The 6,259-nt window shown below is 66.0% G+C and carries 4 protein-coding genes and 1 pseudogene; all 5 read left to right on the top strand.

Features of this window, described 5'->3' with window-relative positions; genetic code table 11:
* The first annotated feature begins 156 nt into the window (after positions 1 to 156).
* Positions 157 to 597: a host attachment protein gene (locus I55_RS02930; RefSeq protein ID WP_044559002.1), complete on the top strand. Its 441-nt coding sequence runs from the start codon at positions 157 to 159 to the stop codon at positions 595 to 597.
* Between the two features lie 89 nt (positions 598 to 686).
* On the top strand, positions 687 to 1,625 hold the full coding sequence (locus tag I55_RS02935; protein ID WP_049973779.1) for an ROK family protein: 939 nt from the start codon (positions 687 to 689) through the stop codon (positions 1,623 to 1,625).
* A 355-nt stretch (positions 1,626 to 1,980) separates the two neighbouring features.
* Complete coding sequence (locus I55_RS02940) at positions 1,981 to 5,058, top strand: TonB-dependent receptor domain-containing protein (RefSeq protein ID WP_049973780.1); 3,078 nt, start codon at positions 1,981 to 1,983, stop codon at positions 5,056 to 5,058.
* Between the two features lie 224 nt (positions 5,059 to 5,282).
* Positions 5,283 to 5,819, top strand: coding sequence for a hypothetical protein (locus I55_RS02945; protein ID WP_044559003.1), 537 nt, complete (start codon positions 5,283 to 5,285; stop codon positions 5,817 to 5,819).
* A gap of 182 nt (positions 5,820 to 6,001) precedes the next feature.
* Positions 6,002 to 6,259 (top strand): annotated as a pseudogene (locus I55_RS02950) (TonB-dependent receptor); the annotation flags it as partial.

The following is a 6,259-nucleotide window of genomic DNA, read 5'->3' on the forward strand; positions in this document are numbered from 1 at the left end:
CCCTGGATCTGGCGCCGCCCGTGGCCGAGCGGCGCTGGCTGGCACGGCGCATGATGGATTTTTAAGCGCGGAACCAATTCCGCGTCCGGCGGTTGCCCAGGATACCCCATCCCCGGTTCCCCGGGAGGGGCAGGTACCGACTGGGAGGAATGAATCATGGACGGTGTGGTGATCGCCCGGCACAGCTGGGTGGTGGCGTGTGATGGCGCCAAGATGCTGGTGTTGCGCAACGATGGCGACGCGCATAATCCGTACCTGACCGTCCAGTCGAGCGAGAGCCGCCCCACCACCCCCTCGCGGGAATTGGGCACCGGCCAGCCCGGGCGCATGCAGTTCGGCACTGTGCGCAGCGCCACGGAGGAGACCGACTGGCAGGACCAGGCGGAATCCCAGTTCCTGACCCATGTCGCCCGCCGGCTGGACACCATGGTGCAGAGCGGCCTCATCGGGCGCATGGTGCTGGCGGCACCGCCCAAGGCGCTGGGCGTGCTGCGCCGCCACCTGACCCCCGCCACCCGCGACGTCATCCTGGCGGAAGTGGCCAAGGACCTGACCACCCTGCCCGTGCGCGATATCCAGATGCTGCTGGCGGCGTGAACGGGAATGCCGAACCGTCGCCGTTGACGTTGTCAGGCGCCGCCGCCCTTGGCAGGATGCGCGCCTGAAACGTGGGGGAGGGGTTCGGCATGAAGCGCATCGGGGCGGTGGAACTGGGCGGCACCAAGGCCATCGTGGGGGCGGCCGTCATGGACGGCACCGCACAGCCACATTCCATCGAGACCATCCGCATCCCGACCACCACGCCGGAAGAAACCCTGGATCGCTGCGCCGAGGCCTTGCGCGATCTCAGCGCCCGCATGGGTGGGCTGGACGCGGTGGGCGTCGCCAGCTTCGGGCCCCTACAGCTGGATCCCGGGCAACTGGACCCCGGCCGGCCGGCGTTCGGCAGCATCACCCGCACGCCCAAGCCGGGATGGAGCGGTGCGCCGGTGCGCGACCACCTGGCCAGCGCGCTTGTGCATTTAAAGGAGGGGGGCGTTCCCGTCGCCATCGACACCGACGTCAACGGCGCCGCCCTGGGCGAAGGCCGCTGGGGCGCGGCCCGGGGCCTGGACAGCCATGTCTATGTCACGGTGGGCACCGGCATCGGTGTCGGCGTGGTGGTGGGCGGACGGCCGCAGCACGGCCTGGTGCATCCCGAGGGCGGCCATCTGCTGGTGCGCCGCGACCCCGCCCGCGACCCCTACACCGGCCACTGCCCCTATCACGGCGATTGCCTGGAGGGCCTGGCCTGCGGACCGGCCATCGAGGCCCGCGTGGGCCGGCCCGCCACGGACCTTCCCGATGACCACCCCGTCTGGGACCTGGTCGGCGATTATCTGGGCCAGATGGTGGCCAACCTGCTGTTCGCCCTGTCGCCCCAGCGCATCGTCATCGGCGGCGGCGTGGGCGGCCGGCCCGGCCTGCTGGACCGCGTGCGCCATCATGCCGGCCGGTACATCGGCGGCTATATCGACCACCCGGCCGTGACCGACGGCCTGGACGGCTACGTCGTGCCCCCGGGCCTGGGTGCGGAAGCGGGTTTGGCCGGCGCCCTGGCGCTGGGGTGGGACACCCTCCTTTAGCCAATTCCGCTATCTTTCCTTGAGTCGCGGCGGCGCTGTTCCCCATCAGACACTGCGGGGCAGGCGCGCACTACCATTGCAGTTCACCATCACCAACGGACAATCCATTCGGCCAGGACATGGCCAAACCTATGGTGTAGGTGCGGTCAATACGCCGCACCTGAAAGATATAAAATTTCACGTAGTGTGTTGCATTGTTGCGACATAAGACAGTCATGCTCACATCATCGCAATCAATGGCAATTGACCCCTGACCATTTGGTCAACTCCCATGATGCCACGAGCATCATAACAACGGGGGCACATCATGGGTCAGTCTGTCGCATTCGCGCGCCGTTCCCGGAATATCACACAGTTGCGTTGTTATCTGCTGCTTGGGGTCGCCATAAGCGCCGCGCCCGCCGCCTGGGCGGGGGAAGGTGCACCGCCGATCGTCGCGCAAGCGCAGGTGGCACAGGCCTCGCAGCAGCCGGACGACACCGCCACCTCCGCCGCCGCAACTCAGCAGACAACATCCCTCACCGAAATCGTCATCACCGGGTCGCGCATCCGCCGGGCCAACTTCGACACCATGCAGCCGGCCGAGGTCATGGGATCGGATGAGATCGCCAAGCGTGGTTTCACCAATCTGGGCCAAGCGCTGCAAGAGCTGCCGACGTTCGGTGTCCCGGGCAATAGTCCCGTGGGCGGCCAGGGTTCCTTTGGCGCCGGCCAGACCTTCGCCGACCTGTACAATTTGGGCTCCCAGCGCACCTTGACGCTGGTCAACGGCCGCCGTTTCGTTTCGTCCGCCAGTTCGTCCATTTTCGGCGCCGTCGCTGGCAGCCCGGTGGATCTGTCGGCCATCCCCACGGCCTTGGTTGACCGCACCGAAGTGGTGGCGGTGGGTGGCGCGCCCATCTACGGCTCCGACGCCATCGCCGGAACCGTCAACATCATCCTGAAGAAGGATTACCAGGGCGCCGACGTCAGCGTGTCCAGTGGACTGTCAGAATATGGCGACGCTGCCGACTACAACGCCTCGGCGGTGCTGGGCCGGAACTTCAACAACGGCCGTGGCAACGTGACGGTCGCCGTCCAGTACGACAAGCAGAATGGCCTTACGAACGAAGACCGCAAAGGCACCATTGGCGGCGCCAGTAAATTCTTCGGCAGCGCCACCAAAGGCCAGACCTTCACACAGCAGCTCTATTCCGGTGGCCGGCATTACAACATCTTCACCAACACCGGCATGCCCATGGTGGACGATGGCATCCCCATTTACGGAGGCCAAGCCTCGTCCGCCATCACCAATAACACCGGCCAAGCCCTGTATTTCGGCCCCAACGGCCAGCTGACGCCCTTCATCAATGGCCAACTGACAGGTAACGCCATCTATCAAGCCGGCGGCAGCGGCTTTCCCATTTCCGACTACGGCAACTTGCAGGTGGAAAGCAACCGGACCCAGGTCACGTTGCTCAGCCATTACGATCTGACCGACCATGTGCGTTTCAATACCGAGTTGTGGTACGGCCACCTCCGTGCCGCCAACCTGCGCGACCAGCCCTATTACAACACCGCGCAATTCGGCAATGCGGGCGACCCCAACGGCAACCTTATCCTGAGCACGGACAACCCCTACCTAAGCACCGCCGACCGCCAAACCATCATCAACAACCTGGTGGCCGCGAACGCCGACCCCAGCACCTTCTATATGGCGCGCGCCAACACGGATCTCGCCACCGGCGCCTTCCGCACCACCACCAACATCTATCGCGTCGTGACGGGGCTGGAGGGTGACTTCTCGGCACTTGACCGCACCTTCAACTGGGACGTGACAGGCACCTACGGCAAGTCGGAAACCTCGAACGAGGACCGGCAGGTGGTGACCCAGAACCTCTTCAACGCCATCAACGCGGTGCGGGACAGCAGCGGCAACATCGTCTGCGCCCCCGGCTACACCAACGCCGCCATCGCGACGCTCAGCAGCACCTGCGCGCCACTGAACATCTTCGGCATCAACCACGCCAGCAAGGCGGCAACGGACTACATCACCGCCATCGCCAACCCCAGCCAAGACAACGCCCAGTACGATGTGCTGGCCAACATCGGCGGCAGCATCGTCACTTTGCCCGCCGGCGACGCAAAGTTTTCGCTGGGCTATGAATACAGGCGCGAGACGACGGCCTTCGATCCCGGTGCGTTCTATTACGGACAGCCCAACGGCGACGGCACCCGCACCCAATTCGGCAACAGCATTCCCATCGACCCGGTGGCGGGCGAATACCACACCAATGAGGGCTTCGGTGAGGTGAACATCCCGGTGGTGGCGCCGAACATGGCGGTGCCGCTGGTTTACAGCCTGGAACTGCAGGGGGCGGCGCGCTTCGTCGACAACAGCCAGACCGGCACCTTCTGGTCCTACAGCGGCGGCGGCACCTACCAGCCCATCCGTGACGTCACCCTGCGCGGCAACTATACGCGGTCCTTCCGCGCCCCGGCGGTGACCGAGGCCTATAGCCCCACGGGCCAGATCTACACCCTCGCCGACGACCCCTGCGACCAACGATACATCACCGGCGGTCCCAACCCGGCCAACCGCGCCGCGAACTGCGCCGCCGCCGGCATTACCCAGCCCTTCACGTCCGACATCGTCGACTTCACCAGCCCGGGCACCAGTTCCGGCAACCCTCACCTGCAGAACGAAATCGCTGACAGCTGGACGGTGGGCACGGTGCTGCGCCCCCGTTACACCCCCGGGCTGACGCTATCCGCCGACTACATAAGCATCGACATCACCAATGAGATCGCTCAGTTAGGCGCCACCGACCTGCTGGACGCCTGCTATGACGGCGCGCCCGGCAATTCCTTCTGCAACACCTTCACCCGTGACAGCACCGGGCAGGTGACATCGGTGGCCGAAGGCTATTACAACGCCGCCATCGAAAGCTTCAAGGCCCTGCAGGCCGAACTGGATTATGCCTTCAACCTGGAGGACGTGGGCCTGCCGGCCAGCTATGGCGCCATCGACTTCAGCGTCAATTACCTGCACACCTTCAGCCACTATTATAAGGTGGGCACTGGCGACAAGCAGTACACGGTAGGTGCGGTGGAAGAGCCCCGCAATAACTTCACCGCCAACGTCAATTACAAAAACGGCGGGTTCGATTTTCTGTGGCAGACCCAATACTATAGTGAAACGCGTATCAACGTGAACACGCCACTGTCCAACTACCAGTACCCGGTCATGGACCCCTATGTGATGTTCAACACCTCGGCCGGCTATGAATTCGACGGTGGATATCGCATACGCCTCCTGGTGGATAACGTGCTGAACTCCCACATTCCCTTCCCACAGGCGGGCTATACGGGGGCGAGCGGCACGGCCCTTCCCCGCTACTACAGCGCCGTCCTGGGCCGGTACTATCGCCTCAGCGCGGGGTTCAAGTTCTGATCCCAAAGAAGCCCGCTCCCGGATTTGCGGGGGCGGGCGCAGAACCTGGCGTTGGCAGGGAGGAAAAAGCCTGCCGGTTCAGGCCACGGCGCCAGTTGGTGCGGATGGAACCGCCCAGGGCTGATCCATCTCAGGGTGGACAAAAGCCCGGCGGAATAGGATGCTGGGCAAGCGCATATTCCTGGTTGCCAACCATTCATCCATGCACTCATATAAGTAGCATCATGACACGCCGCCGCTTCTTCCCCCTGTCCGCCGTGCCGAGGTTCCTGGACCTCGGCCGGGTGCGGCGCGCGCCGCGCGGCTGGGTGTGGCTGGTGCTGGCGGCGGTGCTGCTGCGCGGGCTGATCCCCGTGGGCTACATGGCCAACACCAGCGGCGGCCCAGCCCCCTTCATGCTGTGCCCCGGTGTGCACGACGCGCTGGACCAGTTGATGGCGGCGGCCCCGCTCGCCTCGGCGACGGAGGCCGGACCTATCACCGCCGGTCCGCACGCCCACCACCACCCGGATGCGGGGGCCGGCGCACTAGCGCTTGCCCATGGCGGCCATCAGGGCCACCGGGCGGGTGGTGAGCAGGATCATATCGGCCCCTGCGCCTTCGCCGCCCTGGCGGCGGTGGCCGTCCCGCTGCTGTTGCTGATCCTGGCGCTGCCGACCCGTAGGTCCCGCCAGGTTTGGCGCGTCGGCGCCCACGCCCCCCGCCCCCGACTGCGCCTGCCCGGCACGCCCGGCGCCCGCGCACCGCCCATGGCGGCCTGAGCGCCCCGGGCATTCCCTTTCCCCACCCCAAGGCCCAGACCCGCGCCCGCTGGGGCATCCCGGGGCATCCTTGATCCATGCCCGCCGTCCAGCACCCATCGGGTGCCGGCGTCGGCACCCCTGTCTTCAACGGCCGCCGCCCCTTTCCGGAGCGCCGCCGCCCCCTCAAGGGATCGCCTTTCATGGCCCGCCTATCCCGGCGCCTGTCGCGCCGCCTGCTGACCACCGCCGCCCTCGGCGCCGGTATCGTCGCCAGTTCCGCCCTCGCCGGCCCGGCTGACGACGCCCCGGTTGACGACGCCGATCGGGACGCCAGCACCGTCCTGGTCACCGCCGACCGCCCCTTCCACACGCCGCAGACGGCGGAAAGCGTCACCGCCCGGAAGATCGCGGAAACGGTGAACGTCCTGGACACCGAAGACGCGCTGAAGTACCTGCCC

This window comes from Azospirillum sp. B4 (genome assembly GCF_000333275.1).
GTDB lineage: Bacteria > Pseudomonadota > Alphaproteobacteria > Azospirillales > Azospirillaceae > Nitrospirillum.

Coding starts and splice junctions, on each gene's coding strand:
- I55_RS02930 (WP_044559002.1), top strand. CDS start 157: ATGGACGGTGTGGTGATCGCCCGGCACAGCTGGGTGGTGGCGTGTGAT.
- I55_RS02935 (WP_049973779.1), top strand. CDS start 687: ATGAAGCGCATCGGGGCGGTGGAACTGGGCGGCACCAAGGCCATCGTG.
- I55_RS02945 (WP_044559003.1), top strand. CDS start 5,283: ATGACACGCCGCCGCTTCTTCCCCCTGTCCGCCGTGCCGAGGTTCCTG.